The organism is Poriferisphaera corsica (assembly GCF_007747445.1).
Lineage (GTDB): Bacteria > Planctomycetota > Phycisphaerae > Phycisphaerales > Phycisphaeraceae > Poriferisphaera > Poriferisphaera corsica.
Genome location: NZ_CP036425.1, coordinates 3,803,682 through 3,820,900, shown reverse-complemented (window position 1 = coordinate 3,820,900; position 17,219 = coordinate 3,803,682). Strand labels below are relative to the sequence as shown.

Genomic DNA, 17,219 nt, shown 5'->3' with positions numbered 1-17,219 from the left:
AACGATTAGAGGATACAATGCATAACACGCGTTGGACAATGATGTTGATGGTGGGATTCGTGATGGGGCTTATGGCTTGCGTCGCGCAAGCGAAGCCTGCAACGGAGAAACAGTTGTCAGAGATACCGGATGTGCCGAGCGAGTTTCGTGCGGCATGGGTTGCGACGGTTGCGAATATAGACTGGCCGACCAAGCCGGGCTTGACGACAGCTGAGCAGAAAAAAGAGCTGATCGCGATCATGGATAAGTGTAAAGAGCTTAACCTGAATGCGGTGATCTTCCAGATCCGTACGACGGCTGATGCGCTTTATGAGTCGGATCTTGAGCCTTGGTCATACTATATTACTGGTGAGCAGGGTGTGGCGCCGAAGCCATATTACGATCCATTAGAAATGGCTGTTGAAGAAGCGCATAAGCGCGGGTTAGAGCTTCATGCTTGGTTTAATCCGTATCGTTCAGGGCATCCAACGAATAAGAAGTATGCGGACAACCATATTAATAAGACGAATCCGGAGCTTTCGAAAGAATACGGTTCGTTTATGTGGATGGATCCGGGTGAGCCAGAAGTGATGCAGCGGTCGATGGATGTGTTCCTCGACGTTGCGAAGCGATACGACGTTGATGGTATTCATATTGATGACTACTTTTATCCGTATCGTGCGGCTGATCCGAACAAGAAGGGTGCGTATTTGGATTTCCCGGATGCGGATTCATATAAGCGTTACCAAGATGCTGGCGGCAAGTTGTCGAAGAACGACTGGCGTCGTGATAACGTGAATCAGTTCATCAAGAAGTTCTACAAAGAACTTAAGAAGGTTAATCCTGAAGTGAAGTTTGGTATCAGCCCGTTTGGGATTTGGAAGCCGGGCTATCCATCGAATGTCGCAGGAATGGATCAGTACGAAGCCATTTATGCTGATGCGAAACTGTGGTTTAATGAAGGCTGGTTGGATTACTTCACACCTCAGCTCTACTGGGAAATCCGTAAGCCAGCGCAGTCGTATATCAGTTTGCTGAACTGGTGGAACGATGAGAATACGCAGCAGCGTCACTTGTGGCCGGGCTTGTTTACATCGATGACGGAAGAAGGGACACGTCGTCCTTACGACCGTGATGAGATTAAACGTCAGGTTGAATGGTCACGTATTATCGTGAAGGAAAATCCGGGTACGGTTCACTTCTCGATGATTAGTTTGATGAAAAATAAGGGCGGTCTGACGGATACCCTTAAGAGTACTGTGTATGCGAAGAAGGCTTTGGTGCCTGAATCGCCATGGTTAGGTACTGAAGCGCCGGCGCTGCCTAAAGCGAAGGTTTCACGGATTACCGCGAAAACAGTTGATGTGATGCTTGATGCAAAGAGTGCGAAGCAGGGCATTAACTGGGTTGTTCAGGTAAAACGTGATGGTGCGTGGACGTATGACATTTTGCCAACGAGTGATCGTAGCGCGAAGGTCAAGCTGCCAGGCAAGAAGGGTGATGTGGAGATGGTTGTTGTCACGCTTCAAGGTGAGAATGCAGCACTTTCAGAGAAGAGTGTTCTTGAGTTGCCTAAGAAGTAATTTGATTTAGATAGATAATGCTTTGATCGCATGCAAGCTCAAAGCAAGGATACCTCCATGGGAGACGCCAGTACCGGTGGCGTCTCCCTTTTTATTGCGCTGTGGGGATGAGATGGGATTGATCGATTAAGATCATGACGATCGATATTGGAAGTAAAAGGTTGTTGTTTGGGAAAACGTCTCATGACCAGCCTATAGAAGGGTCATGTATTTGAGCAGATTTGGGGAATAATCTTCAGGTGAGATCTTGGCTGAAGAGATGGTGTGTGGGGTGGAGGAAGGGCGGATGGTTAGAGGATGCGAGTGAGTTGGGCGGGGGAGATGTTGAGTGATGAAAGATGTGGTTCGAGGTCTGTGAGAAAGCGGCGGCCGTCGGTTGTATAGCCTTTAGTGGGCTTGAGGTCGGGGGCATGGGTTTGGAAGAAAGCGTTGAGCCGGTGCATGAGCAATTCGCGGGTGTATTTACAGGCAATGGAAGCGAGTGCAATAGGGAGGTGTTTGTCTTCGCCCTTGGTTTCAAAGGTGATAGTCATTTGACGATTTTGTTGAGTGAGTTGATAGGCTGATCGGTGGTCGGATTCGTCTAATATGCGGATAGAGGTATCGGGGAAGTAGGTTTGGAGTACGTGGCGGTAGCGAGTGCGGCCGCCCTGACGGTCGACGGTGATGATGGGGTGGTGCTGGCCGTGATGATGCCAAACGTGCGCGAGGTGTTGAGCGACAAAGGTAAAGGAGGTGGAGGCTTTGTTGCGGGTAGTTTGGGCGAGGTGGTTGAAGTGATCTTCGAAGATCGTGGTGGCGGCAATGTCGAGGATTTGGGTTTGGGTTTTGTCGAGTTCACGTTTGAGCATGGCAGACGCGATGGCGATCTCGCCGTGAGTAGTGTCGATGGGGAGCTGCTGCCAGGGGTGGGTGTCGGAGGGTGTGTACCAAGGGAGGGCGGTGAGGTCGTGATGGGCATTGTTATGGAAGAGGTCGAGGAGGTTGTCGAGGGTGATGGTGAAATCGGTGGATGATGAATCTGAGAGGGGAGGGGATGGGGCGTGCTTGGAGTAGTGGGGGGTGAGTTTGATGAAGGATAGGAGCGCGGTTTCAAGGTGCTTTATGCCGGCGGATTTGGTGATAAGTTTTTTGGAATCGCCGATGGTGATGCGGTGCTTGCGGCCGACGAGTTTGGGGGCGATGGCGGCGGAGAGGATGTCCCAGATGTCGGGGAGATTGTCGAGGTCGTGTTGTTTGGGGGTGGGGAGGTTTGAGAATGCGAAAATGGATCGGCCCACGAGGAGTGGGCCGAGGAGTGGGCCATAACCGGCTTCGTCGATACCTGCGAAGATGTACATTTTTGGGTGTGTCTTTCGAATTTTCGATCGCGCTGACCAGCTGGTCGTTATGTCATGCTGGCGTTTTTATCGCAATCAGCTGCTTCGCTTCAACAGAGTAACTGAAGAAGATTCAGGCAAGCTGTTCTCATGATAACTATTTGCGGTGGGTATTGGGTGATGTGGATCGGTTGGGGGAATGTTATGATTAAGGAATGGATGAGCGAATCATTGTTGAGAAGCTGCGGGGGATGCGGGATGAGCGAGCGGTTGTGATGGGTGTGCAGCGATTTGGGATTGTGACGGAGCTAGAGTATTTAGGGGTGAGCATGCCGCGGCTGCGAGCGATGGGTAAAGAGTTGAAGAAGGAGTTGGCGGATCGTCACGAGGTGGCGATGCGATTGTGGGGGTATGAGGTGCATGAGGCGCGGATTGTGGCGAGCTTGATCGCGGACCCGGAACGGATGACAGTGAGGTTGATGAATCAATGGGCGGGAGATTTTGATTCATGGGCGATGGTGGATGTGGTGGTGGATTTGTTTGGAAAGACGAAGGAGGCATGGGGGAGGCCGCGGGTGTGGTGTGGGCGGCGAGAGGAGTTTGTGAGAAGAGCGGGGTTTGTGATGATGTGTACGTTGGCTGTACATGATAAGGAAGCGGATGATGAGCGGTTCTTGGAATTTTTTCCGTTGATTAAGCAGCATGCAACGGATGAGAGAAACTTTGTAAAGAAGGCAGTGAACTGGTCTATTCGTCAAATAGGCAAGCGAAGCTTGATGCTGAACAGAGAAGCGGTTGGGTTGTCGGAGGAGCTGCTTGGGATGGGTGATAGAACAGCAGATTGGATTGCAAGGGGCGCAATCCGAGAGTTACAGAGCGAGAAAATATTAGCACGTCTTTCGTAAATACTCACTTGCCGACCATTAGGTCGATAGCGTTTGAGTAGAAAGAACAGTGATTGATTGTCAGTCATTATGATTTAAGTCCTGCGGATCATCACGCAAATTTCCCTAAAGCGCGTCAAGTGGTGTGGTTAATTGTGAGTGTTCAAACTTCATCTGTGAATCAATGTCGACGCCGAACTGGAATACATCGGGTGTAAACTCGTTTATTTCTTCGTTTCTCTCAATTTTCCTAGGCCAATCTGGATTTGCAATAGCGCCAGTTCCCAGAGCAATTAGATCTGCGTGGCCATCGTTGAGAATACGTTCTGATTCGTTTGGATGATGGAGTCCGCCATTAGCAATAACGGGAAGATTGGTGATTTCTTTTGCGAGCTTGGGCAGACTTTCGCCATTACGTGTAAGGCTTCCATGATCAAACCCTTTGCCTTCACTTGCAAAATGGATGTATGTGGCACCAGCGTTGGCTACTGCGTTGAAAAGAATCCGTCCATATTCGAGGCCGCCTTCCCACAGGTAGTCAAAATCGTTGACTTTGCCCTGTGATAGTCGTACGCCGACTATGAAATCATCAGTATGAAATTGGCGGATCAATTCAGTGATTTCAGTTGTTAATCGGATTCTGTTTCCCAAGGATCCGCCATATTGGTCTTCTCGTGTATTGGTATAGGGTGTGATGAATTGATCGAGAAGGTAGCCGTTTGCAGAGTGGATTTCGACGCCATCAAAACCGGCTTCTTTTGCTTTTTGGGATGAGTTGATGAAGCCTTCAATGACTTGATCAATTTCGGCTAGATTCATGGCTTGGGGGATTGGATAACGGCCTTGCTTGCGGCTGTAACCGGGAAGCATGTTGCGCATGGGTTCGATGCGTGACGGTGCGCGTGTGTTACTGAGGTGTTGCGATAATGCGCCGCCATGCATGAGTTGCAGGATGATTTTTGTGTCGTGTTGTTTTGTTTGATCGACAGTTCTTTTCCAGCCGTCTAATTGCTGCGCATTCGTTATGCCGGGCTGGTTGGGGTATGCCTGAGAGAAAAATCGGTCGGTGTAGGTGCCTTCTGTGATGATGAGGCCGAAGTCGCCGGAGGCATAGCGTTCGTAATAGTCGGCCATTGCGATGGTCGGTATGCCATCGCCACGGGTGCTTACTCTGGACATTGGTGCGAGGACAGCTCTGTTTTTGAGCTTTTGGCGGCCCATTTGGAAGTTTTTAAGAGCGATGTGAGTCATTGTATATCTCCTTTTAATGATTTCGGAGGTATAATAGGAGATATATTAAAAAAATATAAGTACGCACTTTTTTGTTATATAGTATCAAAAAGTATACTTAAAAATGAAGGATTGAACCGTGGACGAAGACATTTGCCCTACAGAGACAGCTTTGGAGGTTATTGGTGGGAAGTGGAAGGGGATGATTTTGTTCTATTTATATGATGGGACAAAACGATTTAATGAGTTGCGCCGCTCAATACCTGGGGTCACTCAGCGAATGCTCACGAAGCAGCTTCGGGAGTTGGAGAAGGAAGGCGTTGTTCATCGCGAGGTTTATCCGGAAATTCCGCCGAAGGTGGAATATAGCCTAACACCTTTGGGGCGCAAATTGGGCCCAACATTGGAATCCCTGAGACAATGGGGGCAGGCATATTTGGGTCAATAATTAAAATGTATTTCGATGGTCTATGTTGTAGATAGGCCGTGTTGGGTTGCCAGGTTGCTTGTTGGCGTGGTGAGAAGGATGTGTTACGAGTTGTTGTTGCGTTGTATTTGATGTTGGATGATTTGCCAGACGGCGTCGGTGGGGACTTGTGCGATGAGGGATTGGTCGTTTTTGTGGGCGCGGTAATCGAATTTGAAGTTAGAGTCTTTGGCGGCATCGGGTTGGATGACGGTTTCGGATCGATTGTATGGGCCGACGAATGCGGGATCGGTTGGGCCGAAGATGGTGGCGATGGCGCGGTCGAAGCCAACGCCGATGTGAAGGGCGGCAGAATCGTTGCAGACGAGTAATTTACAGCGGCTGATTAGAGAGGCCATCTGACCGACAGTGGTGGTGGAGATAATGATGCGGTCTGAGAGATGCCAATGGTTGAAGCGGTTGAAAAGCGTGGTGAGTTGATCTTTTTCATTGGGTGCGGCGAGGATGACAAGTTTGTCGGTGAGTGATTGTTCGATGAGGCGTTTGCCGATCTCGGCGTACTTTTCAATAGGCCAACACTTGCATAGCCAACGTGCGGTGGGGGCGAGGCAGGTGTAGTTGTTGTTGGTGAGGTTGTTGTCGACAAGGAAATCGTTGAGCCAATCCGTATCGTCAGCGTGGGTGTAGAGCGTGAGATCCTTGGTCGAGGGGATATTCTCAGCTTCGAGGAGTGCGTGCATCTGATCGATGGTGTGCGTTTCGGTAATGACGTGTTTGTGGTTGTAGGCGAGGTGTGCGAGTTCGCGTGCGTTGCGGAAGCCGATGCGGATCGGGGCTTTGGAGAGGTAGGTAATGAAGCCGGAACGGGCGAGGCCTTGTAAGTCGAAGGCGAGATCGTAGCGGACTGATTGGAGATCACGTTTAAAATCGAATGCTGCTCGAGTTGCGGGGAGGGATCGGCCGATTTTGTTGAGGCGTTTACGGTTGAAGGGGATGACACGATCGACCGCGGGGTGGGCGCGGACGACATCGGTAAATAGGCTGTTGACGACCCAGTGGATTTTCGCGTTGGGGTAGAAGGCTTTGAGGGAAGTGGGGATACCGACGGTACGAGCGACATCGCCGAGGGCAGAGGGGCGTACGATGAGGATGTTGCGTACGGAATCGGGATGTGTGGGCAGGGGAGCGTACATACGTCTAATATATCTGAAATACGATCGTTTTGAGTGTGTTATGGGGTGAAGTTGCTGAAAAAGAGGGACTGGGTTGCGAGATGCAAAATATGGATAGCAAGAGACTTGCAATATAGGATGTGGGCGTCAAACTATAGGTTCTAGAGCGTTTTGCGAAAATGCCCGGATCGTTGACCAGTGGGCCGTTTCAGTAAAAGGTACCCATGACAAGGGTTGGCTGCTTAGTTCTGAATATTCGGATGTTCCAGATCATCACGCAAGTTGCTCTAAAGTTTGTGAGTCCCCATAGGAAGTGTGAGATATGACGACGGCTCTGATTTCTGACATACATGGTAATGTTGATGCGCTGGAGGTTGTTCTAGCGGATATTGAGAAACGTGGAATCAAGCGGATTCTATGTTTGGGTGACATTATTGGTTATGGGCCGGACCCGCTGAGATGTGTGGATCTGGTGATGGAGAAGTGTGAGTTTGCAATGATGGGGAATCACGACTTCGCAGTGCTATACGAACCGACGAGCTTTAATGCGTCAGCGGAGCAGAGCTGCTACTGGACACGGTCGCAGTTTGAGGGGGAGACAGATCTGGCGAAGCGAAAGAAACGGTTTGAGTTTTTGGGGAATCTGAGTATTCGCCGAAAAACGGATGAAGGATTGTTTGTGCATGCATCGCCGAGGCGGCCTATTAATGAGTATATTTTTCCGGATGATGTGCTGACGGCCCCGGTGAAGATGCAGCAGATTTATGATCGGATTGATTGGAAATGTTTTACGGGCCATACGCATGTGCCGGGTGTGTTTACGGATGAACCTGACTTTTATCCGCCAACGGATTTGGGTGGGAAGTATACGTTTACAGCTGGGGAGAAATGCATTGTGAATCCGGGTTCGGTGGGGCAACCGCGTGATCGGGATCCGCGTGCTTCATATGCGATTTTACATGATGGTAGCGTTGAGTTTGTGCGGCTCAATTATGATATTCAGAAGGTGGCTGATAAAGTTACGAAGATCCCGCAGTTGAATGACTTTTTAGGGCAGCGTTTGTTCGAAGGCCGGTAAGCTGAATATGAAATCGATAAATGAAAACCCATGCATAGACGTGCATGGGTTTTTAATTGATTTTGTTTAAGCGATGAGGGGATGGGCTAGAAGGACGCGATGGCGTCGTCAACGTCATCGTATATGGCGAAGACACTGTCGAGTCGGGTGACTTTGAAAAGGAATGAGACGTTGTCTTTGCAGTTGGCGATGGCGATTTTGCCTTTGACGTGCTCAATGTCTTGGAGGAATGAGACGAGTGCACCGATGCAACTTGAGGCAAGAAACTCGACGGCTTCGAGGTCGAAAACGAAGTTGCGGATGTTGTCGTTGCGCATGAGGCTCATGCATTCGTCGACCATCTCCTGCATTTCAAGATGGGTGACCTCGGGGAGGTCAATCTTGCAGGTGGCAACGCCGGTGTTGATGTCAATTTCCATTCCGCTAGGCAGCATTCATATGCCCTCAATAAAGTTGATGATATGCCTGATATCTTTTTGTATCGGGTGAGTGATGCGGTGAACATTGAAATCGCAAATACATATGCAGGTTATAGCGCATGGTTAAGTCATTGGCTATAAGAAATCATGCGATGTATGAGCGTTGTGGTTCTTTTGCATGGTTTATAATAAACAGAACCACATATAAAATCACGACTTCTGTCACGTTATCGTGTTATCGGTTGTTGTGTGGGTGAGCGGTTGATGGGTGTGTGAGGTGCTCATAGCCCTTGAATGTAGGGAATGGACGATACGGATTGGGGGGATGCCAGAATATTTCAGGATCGATTCGGTAATAGCTGAAATGTGGATCGGTTTATGCGGATTATCGGAGTATGAGTCAAATACGTTATCTTGCTTATTGCGCCAGATGAGATTGAGTTACTAAATAACGGTTCTAAATAGGGCGATAAATGGGATGGCTGCTGTGCTACATTTCTTCCTTGGGCAACCTATCGCACAGTGGGTTGTGATTGAGGCCACGCGATAAGGTTTCAATTGCAAAGATAGAAGGCTTTGCAGCTTTCTATGGGTTGACATTATCGCACGTTGAAAAGTATGTGACTTGGCTGTGAGTTAAGACGGTCTGTATTGGTTTGTTGCGTATGTCAGGAAAAGTTATCTGGCTATAGCAGAAATGCATACAACGAAGAGATGATTCTCAATTACATTTTGAGCAAAGCTTGTTTGTGTTGCATGTCTACCAGTACGAAAGTTAAATAACCGTTCAGCTAAATTGAATTTTGAAAGACCCGAGCTTTGTGGCGATGGCTGCAAGGAACGCTATCAATTTGTATTTGGAGGAATCAAGATGTTAAAACGTTTGAAGATTAGCGCGAAGATGACAGCAGGTTTTGCGCTGATGCTTGTATTGACTGCAGTGCTTGGTGTGACAGCGATTGTTGAAATGGGGCAGATCCAGAAAAATGTTGGTCGTTTCGAAGAAGAGGTAACGCCAATTAAGGAAGCGACGACAGAGATCAAGTCTTCATTTTTGCTTGCTCGCTACGATGTGGCAAAATACGATCGAACAGGTCATGTGAAGTATTTAAATGATGCGAAGAACGAATTAGAGAAGGTTGATCAAGCGATCGCGAATCTGGCAACTGTGACGAAATCCATTGGCCTTGATGAAGTCACAGAAGATACGCGGCTTATGTCGGAATTAGGATCACAATATCGTAAACAAATTGATGCAAATATGCAGGCGCAATTAGAAATAGTAGCCAACCGTTCAGCAATGAATGATGCCGCAAATGCGTTTCTGCAATATTGCAACGATTATCTTGGACCGCAGCATCTAAAGATGGCTGCTGCTGCGGATAAGGTTGAGAATGCAAAAGAAGTGAAAGAGCGTAATCGTAAGATAGAGCTGATTAACAACACGATTAACGCAGGTAATAGTATTCAGGTTGCGAATTACAAGGCCCAGATCAGTCGTGACGTATCGGTTATGCAGCAAGCATTCGATCATGTCGATTTGCTGAAAGAGAATATTGAGCAAATTCTGCCGATGACCAGTAAGCAAAGTGATCTAGATTTGCTGAATGGCGCGTTAGTGTCAGCACAGGCATATCGTGAATCCATGGACGCAATCGTATCTGTTTGGGCCAAGCTTGATCAGTCATACAAAGAGCGATCTGAGATTGGGTTGGAAATGATGGCATTAGCTGATGAAGTGGTTGGCGACGCAAGAGAAGTTGCGGATGAAGTCGCAAATCTGACGAATCAAACCGTTTCACGCGCTTCATGGATGATGATTGCGGGCATTGTCGCTTCATTATTAATCGGTTCAATCATAGCCCTTCTGATTACACGAGGTATCGTGCAGCCAGTCCGTGAGATCGTTGAACGTATTAAAGATATCGCGCAAGGTGAAGGTGATCTCACGAAGCGTGTCGACGTGCAATCACAAGATGAGGTTGGTGAATTAGCGACTTGGTTCAATGCGTTTGTCGAGAAAGTTCACAATATCGTGCAACAGGTTTCATATGCCACGCACGATGTTGCTTCCGCCGCAACACAGATCGCCGCATCTGCAGAAGAAATGGCGCAGGGCATGATCGAACAATCCGATCAGGTAACACAAGTCTCGACAGCGATTGAGGAAATGTCATCCTCCGTTGTCGAAGTTGCCAATAAAGCGACTGATGCAAACAACACCGCTACTAATGCACGCGACGTCGCAGAAAAAGGTGGCAACATTGTTCACAATACCATTGAAGGTATTCAGCAAATCTCTTCCGACACTGAGACCGTTAGCGGCGTCATCAATGACCTTGGTCAGCAATCCGACAAGATTGGTGAGATTATTTTGGTCATCAACGATATCGCGGATCAAACCAATCTGCTTGCACTCAATGCTGCGATTGAAGCAGCACGAGCGGGTGAACATGGACGCGGCTTCGCCGTTGTCGCTGATGAGGTTCGTAAACTAGCCGATCGTACCACTCAAGCTACAGAAAACATCAATACACTCATCGATCAAATTCAAGGCAACACTAATCAAGCGGTTGAGCAGATGAATAGCTCGAAAGCAACTGTTGAGTCAGGTGTTTCTCAAGCGCAACAAGCCGGCGAAGCACTTGCCACGATCGTGTCCGGTGCTGAAGAAGTTGCGGAAATGATTCAGAATATCGCCGCAGCAGCTGAGCAGCAGTCCGCCGCCGCTCAGCAGATTTCAGGCAATATTACCGGTATTTCAGCAGTTATTTCACAAAATACCGAAGGTGCCAACCAGGCCGCAGGCGCAGCGACCTCGCTCTCTCAGAAGTCGGAAGAACTGCAACGTCTGGTCGGGCAGTTTAGAGTGGCTTCCTAACCTAATTAATATCAATCAAGATAAAGCCCCGGCTAATCATGCGTTAGTCGGGGTTATTTGTTAGCGTCTTTTTACATCACACCAAGTGTGCAAGTCTCAGCGGCAATACTCGCTTCTTCGGCCACAACCGAAAATTTTGAGCCGGCTCTATGTTTACCCCACTTCATTACCGCCAGTGCAATGGATTGATTGCCAAGCAGAGGTGAAGCCGTCGAACTGGTGATTCCGCCAATAATCGCGGATTCACCATTCTTTTCCTCAGTTACCGCTGACCCTGCGACCGGAATCTTGTCGGCATCTAGCTTTAAACCAACTAATATACGCTTAGGGTGTCCTCGGCTATGCATGCGTGCCACGATTTCCTGCCCCAAATAGCATCCTTTGGTAAAAGAGACCAATTCATCAATGATCCCCGTTTCGGCTGGCAATGAGTCCGTACCATAATCAATCATCCAGATCGGCGTCCCCGCTTCAATTCTAGCCGTGTTATATGCCATCCAGCCAATCGGCCGTCCCCTCAATCCTTCTCTTCTCTTCTCCGCCCATTCCGCATCAACTTCCGCCCCTGCTTCCCATCCACTCGCTCGCACCATCTCGCCATAAATCGCAATCAATGCATCACGCGGCACCAGCACGTGCAATCCCAAACTCCCCGCATCATCCCTGCGATATACTCGGCAATCGACCCCGTGCAATTTCACTTCACGATGTTCCCACAACTCAATTCCGCTCAACCCCTCTGTCTCTTGAGTTCTCAACTTTTCAAGTAACTTCACACCTGCAGGCCCATGCAAAGCAATATGTTCTAATTGATCGCTGCAATCCTCAAACTCAATATCTTCAGTGAAGATCATTTTATCGAGGCTTTCAATCAATCGGCTTGCATTATGTTGATCCACCTCCAACCAAAGTTCATCTTCCCCCACTTTCATCACAATCATGTCCACATCAATCCGCCCCTTCTGGTTCAACAGTAGCGCGTGATTGGATTCGCCCACCTTTAAGCCGTTGACATCGTTCGTGTTCATCCGGTGCAGAAAATCACACGCCTCAGACCCTCTCATTTTGACCACCGTTCGCTGCGGCATGTGCAAAATTCCAACACGTTGCCTGATCGCAGCATATTCCGCATAGTACTCGTCAAACGACTCAACCAGCGGCACACCCGTGAACTCACCTCCATCGCCACCCCACGCAATAAACATTCCGCCCATTTTCTCCTGGATCCGCATCAGCGGGTTTGCCTCGTCTGCGCCGCCAAACATGCCCGTGCCATTCTCGTGAGTCTCGTTCATCCCACGATTATACTCCTATTCCCGATCGCTTCATCTCTGCCTGATCCGCCACTCTTCATTGCTCCTGCCCGCCAACCTTGCCCTGATTTTTCGATATAATAACCCCCAGCTATCCTCTGGAATCTCTCCGAGATGGCCTCTATTGTTCAACCGATCCAGAATAAAACCACCCCTAAATCTTTGGAGTGTAAGAACATGGCGAAGAAAACCATCGCTGACGTCGATGTCGCTGACAAGAAAGTCCTCATCCGTGTTGACTTCAACGTCCCCCTCAACGAAGGCAAAATTACCGACGACCGTCGAATCCAGATGGCTCTCCCCACCATCAAAGCTGCCCTCGATAACGGTGCCGCCGTCATCCTTATGTCACACCTCGGCCGCCCGAAGGGTGAAGGCATCGAACCCGCCTTCTCACTCGCTCCAGCCGCCGCCCGTCTAGGCGAAATCCTCTCCAGCAATGAAGTCATCATGGCAACCGACACCGTCGGCGAGGATGCAAAGGCAAAGGCTGCTGCACTCGAAGCGGGTCAAATCCTCGTCCTCGAAAACCTTCGTTTCGCTAAGGAAGAGAAGAAGGGCAACGCAGACTTCGGCAAAGCAATCGCTGACATGGCTGATGTCTACGTCAACGACGCCTTCGGCACATGTCACCGCGAGCACGCTTCAATGGTCGCTGTCCCATCTGCAATGAAAGCAGCTGGCAAGCCTACCGTTTGTGGTTTCCTCGTTGAAAAAGAAATCAAGTTCCTCGCTGACACCATCGCCACACCAGGCCGTCCTTTCGTCGCCATCCTCGGCGGCGCTAAAGTCTCTGACAAGATCGTCGTCATCGAAAACCTCATCAACATCTGCGACAAGATCATCATCGGCGGCGCAATGGCTTACACCTTCTTCCTCGCAAAAGGTATCAAAGTCGGCAACTCCCTCGTCGAGCCAGACTTCGTAGAGAAAGCCAAAGAAATGCTCGAAAAAGGTGGCGACAAAATCGTTCTCCCAATCGACTCAAACTGCGGCGACGCATTCTCCTCTGACTGCAACAAAGAAATCGTCGACAACGATATCTCCGACGGCTTCCAAGGTTTCGACATCGGCCCTAAATCAGCAAAACTTTTCGCTGACATCGTTCGTGAATCCAAGACAGTTGTATGGAACGGCCCAATGGGCGTCTTCGAAATGCCTCCATTCGATGAAGGCACAAAAGCAGTCGCACAAGCTATCGCTGAATCAGACGCAGTTTCCATCATCGGCGGCGGCGACTCAGCAGCAGCCGTCAAACAACTCGGCTACGCAGACAAAGTCACCCACGTCTCCACCGGAGGCGGTGCATCCCTCGCAATGCTCGAAGGCAAGAAGTTCGCAGCAGTCGAGCTCCTTGACGAAAAATAAACTTAACTCTCTCATTCCACAAGCCCATACCCGCTGTGGTGTGAGAAACCTCATTACCTCAAATAATTAACATAATTAGAGATTAAAAAGCAGCTCATAATGAGCTGCTTTTTATTTGCCTAACACAACAACTTGTGATTGCGAATATGTAGAGTTGTGTTGACGATATTGGGCGAGCCAATAGTTGTTCTATATTTGTTCAACGTTCTGTTTAATAAGGAGACTATATTTCGAAGTAAGCTAGGTTTTATATGGTTTCTAGGATATGTATCCACGGATTTAAGATGAAACGATAAGCGTCTTGTAAATAGAATATGTGTGGCAAATTAAATGGTGACTAAAAATTTGTGAAACAAGCGATATTTTGATGTTTTGGAGCTATGGCCAGAATCAAATTAACAAATATAATTTACGGCATAAATCTAAAAGTTAAAAATTAGATTTGTATTTAGCAGTTCTATAAGTCATCGGCCAATTGGCGGGTAACTGTCTTTGGTAGAAACAATATTTCCGGAAATGATGATAGAGCAGTTAGTAAAAGTAACGCAAAAAATGTATCAAATAGAAATTGAAGGGTTTTAGTATTTTACCTCATATTGAACGTTACGATTATGTCGCACATTGTCGAAGATTAATTGCTTACGTACCAATTCATGATGTATTGCAGATTTTCCGCCAAATATACTGAATCTATTCAGAGAAAATGATGCATATTGCTATCGTCATAATGATTTGTGATGCTCAGGTTAATTTTGGGTGATGTGCTTACTTGTATGAAAACAGGGCATTCTTATCACTTAATACGCATTTATTAAAATAAGGTTGGCATAATATGAAAAGAAAAACAGCTTTCACATTAATTGAACTATTAGTTGTCATATCAATAATCGCATTGCTTATTGGCATACTATTGCCAGCATTGGGAGCTGCAAAAAGAACTGCAATCTCCATTCAATGTCTTTCTGGTTTGAGGCAGATGGGGACAGCCGCGAATGCATTTGCTGTAAATCATGAGGGATTTGTGCCCAAAGGATGGCACAATGTAGCGGCAATGGAGTACCTTTCTGGGAGTGGATGGGAAACGCTCGGCCAGAAATGGAGTTATGAGTTTCCGCGTATAGGCTTTGATTATGTGCTAAATGATACGATGAATATGGATGGTCTTTTTCGGTGTCCAGCCGACGCCTCGGAAGACGTCCGTATTGTTCTTGGCGATCCTGAGACAGAATTTCCTGCTTCGTACCGTGTAAATATGAGTAATGGCCACGAGATGGACAAGCTCGCAATGAATATTGAAAGAATGAGTCACCCTTCCCAAGCAATCTATATCGTGGATGGAAACTCACGTAATGATGCAGGGGATCTAAGTCTTTCACACCATTTTGCTACCTTTGAATCATCGGGCTCATGGAAGCATGTGTCCAAGAATCATGACGAGCTTGTTGCCTTTCGTCATGAGGGGAACAGTAATAGCCAATCGAAAAGCTTCAATGTGAATTATATGGATGGCCATGCAGGATCTGTTGGTTGGGGTGAATCATGGGAGTCGTTCGGCAAATCGGCGAATGGTTTTGATAAGAACTTATGGCGATCAGAATATATTGAGCTTAAATATACAGGTGCAGTTGGTAGTGTGCCATTGAATTTTGAGTAACATAAGCCAAGCATTAGATCTAAGAAATTAATGATAACGATTGATTAAGCCGGTATGTGCAGACGCATGTATCGGCTTATTTTTTACTGCCATCAAGAAAGCTGCACTTACTAAAATACCTCGATTCTTATGGCAACTTAATAAATATTGCGTATCGTCTTGTTTGCAGAAATCATTCAACACATTCCCATAACTAATAATTCCACTTGCATAATGGGCTCATCATTGTCATTCTTCAGTTTGGTAAATTGACCATTCAAATAAATGAAAATAATTACTGGAGCCCGCCCCATGTCTCAAATCGATTCACGCTACTCAATCGCTGATTTTATCGAGAAAACTAAACAAAAAGATAGAGGGCAGGGGCTGTTCGAACTTGAATCCGAACGTATCCTCGAGGTTAATCTCGATAGCATGGTCTGGACCAAGATGGGCTCCATGATCTCTTATAATGGGGACATCAGATTTACACGCGAGAAAATTCTTGAACATGGTATCGGTAAACTACTCAAAAAAGCAGTCTCAGGTGAAGGCACACAACTCACAAAAGCCGAAGGTTGTGGCCAGCTCTATCTTGCTGATGAAGGTAAAAAAATCTCAATCCTTCAGCTTGAAAATGAATCGATCTATGTGAATGGTAACGATGTGCTCGCATTCGAGCCCACGCTTGATTGGGATATCAAAATGATGAAAAAGATGGCAGCTATGCTTTCCGGCGGCCTATTCAATGTCCGTCTTGAAGGTACCGGCCTCCTCGCTATTACTTCCCATTACGACCCTATGACACTGTTAGTCGAGCCTGGTAAGCCTGTCATTACTGATCCTAACGCGACCATCGCATGGTCAGGTGACCTCATGCCCGAGTTTAAGACAGACATCTCAGTCAAAACATTCTTCGGACGTGGTTCCGGCGAATCACTACAAATGAAATTTGAAGGCTCTGGTTTCGTCGTCGTACAGCCATATGAGGAAGTTTATTTTCAGAACACCAGCTCAACCTGATTGATCTACGAACTAAATTCATTCAACAAAATCCTGCATCTGCAGGATTTTTTAGTTTGTCATCAAAATCAATATTGTGATCCACGTAACAATAGTCGCACAAACTTTCTGCAATAATTAGTACATATCCTGAGCTGGACAACATACCATTCGGTATGAAGTTGGAGATCTGATATGACTCAAATCCATGCGGCTCGTTACTCGCTCACGGACTTCGTTACACAAGCTCAACAAAAAATGCATGGCCATGATTTGTTTGAACTTGAATCTCAACGCATTCTTGAGGTGAACCTTCACGATATGATCTGGACCAAAATGGGTTCGATGATCGCATATCAAGGAGCCGTCAAGTTCATCCGAGAGGGGATCTTTGAGCACGGCATACGTCGTCTTCTTAAAAAACGCTTCTCAGGCGAAGGCACACAACTCACCAAAATCAAAGGCCGAGGTAAAGTGTATCTTGCCGATCTCGGTAAAAAAATAACCGCATTGCAACTCCGCGATGAATCTATATTCGTCACCGGCCGCGATATTCTCGCCTTTGAACCCACCTTGCAATGGGATATCAGAATGATGAAAAAGATGGTCGCAATGCTCTCCGGCGATCTCTTCAATGTCCGCTTCCAAGGCACCGGACTTCTTGCCATAACTTCCTATTACGATCCTATGGTTCTGATTGTTGAACCACATACACCTGTGTTTACTGATCCAAATGCCACCATCGCTTGGTCCGGCAGCCTTACGCCAAAACTCAAAGCTGACATCTCAATCAAAACACTCGTCGGCCGTACTTCAGGTGAAACGCTACAAATGAAGTTCGAAGGATCTGGTTTCGTGATCGTGCAGCCGTTACATGAGTTTTATCGTAAATGACCTGCTCACGAGTTACCGTAAGCAGGCCACGAATTAA

The 17,219-nt window shown here is 47.5% G+C and carries 14 protein-coding genes; 9 read left to right on the top strand and 5 right to left on the bottom strand.

The features are described from left to right. Positions 1-17: 17 nt before the first annotated feature. On the top strand, positions 18-1,562 hold the full coding sequence (locus KS4_RS15605) for a glycoside hydrolase family 10 protein (protein WP_145080275.1): 1,545 nt from the start codon (positions 18-20) through the stop codon (positions 1,560-1,562). A 290-nt stretch (positions 1,563-1,852) separates the two neighbouring features. On the opposite strand, the gene KS4_RS15600 is transcribed toward KS4_RS15605, so the two are convergent. After that, positions 1,853-2,902: a hypothetical protein gene (locus KS4_RS15600; protein WP_145080272.1), complete on the bottom strand. Its 1,050-nt coding sequence runs from the start codon at positions 2,900-2,902 to the stop codon at positions 1,853-1,855. Between the two features lie 194 nt (positions 2,903-3,096). On the opposite strand from KS4_RS15600, the gene KS4_RS15595 reads away from it, so the two are divergent. Next, positions 3,097-3,786, top strand: coding sequence for a DNA alkylation repair protein (locus KS4_RS15595; RefSeq protein ID WP_145080270.1), 690 nt, complete (start codon positions 3,097-3,099; stop codon positions 3,784-3,786). Between the two features lie 105 nt (positions 3,787-3,891). Here the strand turns inward: KS4_RS15595 and KS4_RS15590 are convergent, their stop codons facing one another. Further along, entirely contained in the window at positions 3,892-5,016 is a 1,125-nt protein-coding gene (locus tag KS4_RS15590) for an oxidoreductase (RefSeq protein WP_145080267.1), read from the bottom strand. A gap of 118 nt (positions 5,017-5,134) precedes the next feature. Between KS4_RS15590 and KS4_RS15585 the strand changes: the two genes are divergently transcribed. Beyond that, entirely contained in the window at positions 5,135-5,443 is a 309-nt protein-coding gene (locus KS4_RS15585) for a winged helix-turn-helix transcriptional regulator (RefSeq protein ID WP_234698821.1), read from the top strand. 83 nt (positions 5,444-5,526) lie between these two features. Here KS4_RS15585 and KS4_RS15580 read toward each other — a convergent pair whose 3' ends face one another. Continuing rightward, positions 5,527-6,615: a glycosyltransferase family 9 protein gene (locus KS4_RS15580; protein WP_145080264.1), complete on the bottom strand. Its 1,089-nt coding sequence runs from the start codon at positions 6,613-6,615 to the stop codon at positions 5,527-5,529. Between the two features lie 301 nt (positions 6,616-6,916). Between KS4_RS15580 and KS4_RS15575 the strand changes: the two genes are divergently transcribed. Then, complete coding sequence (locus KS4_RS15575; RefSeq protein ID WP_145080261.1) at positions 6,917-7,672, top strand: metallophosphoesterase family protein; 756 nt, start codon at positions 6,917-6,919, stop codon at positions 7,670-7,672. Between the two features lie 86 nt (positions 7,673-7,758). On the opposite strand, the gene KS4_RS15570 is transcribed toward KS4_RS15575, so the two are convergent. Next, complete coding sequence (locus KS4_RS15570) at positions 7,759-8,106, bottom strand: STAS domain-containing protein (protein WP_145080258.1); 348 nt, start codon at positions 8,104-8,106, stop codon at positions 7,759-7,761. A gap of 856 nt (positions 8,107-8,962) precedes the next feature. Here KS4_RS15570 and KS4_RS15565 point away from each other — a divergent pair. Continuing rightward, complete coding sequence (locus KS4_RS15565) at positions 8,963-10,972, top strand: HAMP domain-containing methyl-accepting chemotaxis protein (RefSeq protein WP_145080255.1); 2,010 nt, start codon at positions 8,963-8,965, stop codon at positions 10,970-10,972. A 71-nt stretch (positions 10,973-11,043) separates the two neighbouring features. Here the strand turns inward: KS4_RS15565 and ygfZ are convergent, their stop codons facing one another. Further along, entirely contained in the window at positions 11,044-12,267 is a 1,224-nt protein-coding gene (gene ygfZ, locus KS4_RS15560) for a CAF17-like 4Fe-4S cluster assembly/insertion protein YgfZ (RefSeq protein ID WP_145080252.1), read from the bottom strand. Between the two features lie 195 nt (positions 12,268-12,462). On the opposite strand from ygfZ, the gene KS4_RS15555 reads away from it, so the two are divergent. The 4 genes from KS4_RS15555 to KS4_RS15540 all read left to right on the top strand — a co-directional run bounded on the left by KS4_RS15555 (position 12,463) and on the right by KS4_RS15540 (position 17,182). Continuing rightward, positions 12,463-13,653, top strand: a complete 1,191-nt coding sequence (locus KS4_RS15555) for a phosphoglycerate kinase (RefSeq protein ID WP_145080250.1) — start codon at positions 12,463-12,465, stop codon at positions 13,651-13,653. A gap of 832 nt (positions 13,654-14,485) precedes the next feature. After that, positions 14,486-15,307, top strand: coding sequence for a type II secretion system protein (locus tag KS4_RS17945; protein WP_145080247.1), 822 nt, complete (start codon positions 14,486-14,488; stop codon positions 15,305-15,307). A 291-nt stretch (positions 15,308-15,598) separates the two neighbouring features. Next, a complete protein-coding gene (locus KS4_RS15545) occupies positions 15,599-16,309 on the top strand; it encodes an AIM24 family protein (RefSeq protein ID WP_145080244.1) in 711 nt (236 codons plus the stop codon). A 174-nt stretch (positions 16,310-16,483) separates the two neighbouring features. Then, positions 16,484-17,182, top strand: a complete 699-nt coding sequence (locus tag KS4_RS15540; protein ID WP_145080241.1) for an AIM24 family protein — start codon at positions 16,484-16,486, stop codon at positions 17,180-17,182. Positions 17,183-17,219 lie beyond the last annotated feature (37 nt).

Bases quoted from the DNA above. Each gene is read 5' to 3' on its own strand.
- KS4_RS15605 (WP_145080275.1), top strand. From the start codon at position 18: ATGCATAACACGCGTTGGACAATGATGTTGATGGTGGGATTCGTGATG.
- KS4_RS15600 (WP_145080272.1), bottom strand. From the start codon at position 2,902: ATGTACATCTTCGCAGGTATCGACGAAGCCGGTTATGGCCCACTCCTC.
- KS4_RS15595 (WP_145080270.1), top strand. From the start codon at position 3,097: ATGGATGAGCGAATCATTGTTGAGAAGCTGCGGGGGATGCGGGATGAG.
- KS4_RS15590 (WP_145080267.1), bottom strand. From the start codon at position 5,016: ATGACTCACATCGCTCTTAAAAACTTCCAAATGGGCCGCCAAAAGCTC.
- KS4_RS15580 (WP_145080264.1), bottom strand. From the start codon at position 6,615: ATGTACGCTCCCCTGCCCACACATCCCGATTCCGTACGCAACATCCTC.
- KS4_RS15575 (WP_145080261.1), top strand. From the start codon at position 6,917: ATGACGACGGCTCTGATTTCTGACATACATGGTAATGTTGATGCGCTG.
- KS4_RS15570 (WP_145080258.1), bottom strand. From the start codon at position 8,106: ATGCTGCCTAGCGGAATGGAAATTGACATCAACACCGGCGTTGCCACC.
- KS4_RS15565 (WP_145080255.1), top strand. From the start codon at position 8,963: ATGTTAAAACGTTTGAAGATTAGCGCGAAGATGACAGCAGGTTTTGCG.
- ygfZ (WP_145080252.1), bottom strand. From the start codon at position 12,267: ATGAACGAGACTCACGAGAATGGCACGGGCATGTTTGGCGGCGCAGAC.
- KS4_RS15555 (WP_145080250.1), top strand. From the start codon at position 12,463: ATGGCGAAGAAAACCATCGCTGACGTCGATGTCGCTGACAAGAAAGTC.
- KS4_RS17945 (WP_145080247.1), top strand. From the start codon at position 14,486: ATGAAAAGAAAAACAGCTTTCACATTAATTGAACTATTAGTTGTCATA.
- KS4_RS15545 (WP_145080244.1), top strand. From the start codon at position 15,599: ATGTCTCAAATCGATTCACGCTACTCAATCGCTGATTTTATCGAGAAA.
- KS4_RS15540 (WP_145080241.1), top strand. From the start codon at position 16,484: ATGACTCAAATCCATGCGGCTCGTTACTCGCTCACGGACTTCGTTACA.